The 622-nt window shown below is 51.4% G+C and carries 1 rRNA gene; it reads right to left on the bottom strand.

Annotated features, from left to right (window positions below):
* A 23S ribosomal RNA gene (locus A3728_RS19000) occupies positions 1-622 on the bottom strand; the annotation flags it as partial.

Below are 622 nucleotides of genomic sequence, written 5' to 3'. Positions count from 1 at the left end.
CCTGTGTCGGTTTAGGGTACGATCTAGCGATGGAGCTATTTCCAGGGACTTCTAAGCAGCCCATTCAATCCAATAAGGATGAACTACCCTCGAAATCCGTCACTTCCATCTGGCCCAGGAATATTAACCTGGTTCCCATCGACTACGCCTTTCGGCCTCGCCTTAGGGGTCGGCTTACCCTGCTCAGATTAGCTTTAAGCAGGAACCCTTGGACTTTCGGCGAGAGTGTCTCTCACACTCTTTGTCGCTACTCATGTCATCATTCTCACTAGTGATCTCTCCACCGGATCGCTCACGCGCCGGCTTCACAGAAAACTCCGCGTCTCCAATACCCCGAAGGGTTAAGGAGACATGGAATTATGTCACACTACGCTCTGCTACCATGCAACTAGTGCATCCTCAGCTTCGGCTCATGGCTTGAGCCCCGTTACATCTTCGCCGCAAGACAACTTATTTAGACCAGTGAGCTGTTACGCTATCTTTAAAGGATGGCTGCTTCTAAGCCAACCTCCTGGTTGTTTTGGTCGTCTCACCTGCTTTCCCACTTAGCCATGAATTAGGGGCCTTAGCTGGAGGTCAGGGTTGTTTCCCTCTTCACGACGGACGTTAGCATCGCCGTGTG

Origin of the sequence: Sulfitobacter sp. HI0040, from assembly GCF_001634885.1 — a bacterium.
In the GTDB taxonomy this organism is placed as follows: domain Bacteria; phylum Pseudomonadota; class Alphaproteobacteria; order Rhodobacterales; family Rhodobacteraceae; genus Sulfitobacter.
This window is presented reverse-complemented; position numbering and strand designations above follow the sequence as displayed.